Raw genomic sequence first — 579 nt, 5'->3', positions numbered from 1 at the left:
TCGCGTCGGCTGGGCGCGGCTCCCATCCCGGAACACCACGGCGAACGTCCTCGTGGTGCACGAAGAACTCCGCGCCGTTGGCCGATTCGTCCACGCCGGGCAAGGAGAACGGCGACAGCGTCGGAGGACCTGTGCGGACCAGCTCGACCAGCTCGCGCCAGGGCTTCGCGGCGTAGCTCTTCTGCACGCGCTCGGTGTAGCCCGCCAGCGCGGAGACGAGGATTCCAGCGGCGGCGTCCGGCCTGCGCTCGCGGATCACCAGGTGCGCGGCGAGATCCCGGGTCAGCCAGTCCCCGCACAGCGTCGGCGCGTCCGGCCCGACCTTCTCGAACAGCTCGGACAGTGCACTTCGCTCATCGCGCGCCAGGCCCATGCGTCCAGCCTAGGCGTGCACCCGGTGGCCCGCGTTCTCCAGTGCGGCGACGGCTCGCGCCAGGTGTTCTTCGCGGACCATGAGGTGGTCGGTGTCATAGGTGGACAAGGCGAACAGCGGAACGCCCGCCTCGGCCAGCGGGGTGGACAGCGCGGCCATGATCCCGGTCAGCGCGAAGTCGAACGGACCGCGCGCGGTCAGCACGC

General features: G+C 71.0%; 2 protein-coding genes. Both read right to left on the bottom strand.

The window, feature by feature from the left end:
* A partial coding sequence (locus tag CCN37_RS37755; protein ID WP_086830202.1) for a TIGR03085 family metal-binding protein occupies positions 1-373 on the bottom strand: 373 nt, incomplete at its 3' end.
* A 9-nt stretch (positions 374-382) separates the two neighbouring features.
* Positions 383-579: ACT domain-containing protein (locus tag CCN37_RS37750; RefSeq protein WP_143262041.1), on the bottom strand; the 197-nt coding region annotated here is incomplete at its 5' end.

Origin of the sequence: Allokutzneria sp. NRRL B-24872 (assembly GCF_002155965.1) — a bacterium.
GTDB lineage: Bacteria > Actinomycetota > Actinomycetes > Mycobacteriales > Pseudonocardiaceae > Allokutzneria.
This window is presented reverse-complemented; position numbering and strand designations above follow the sequence as displayed.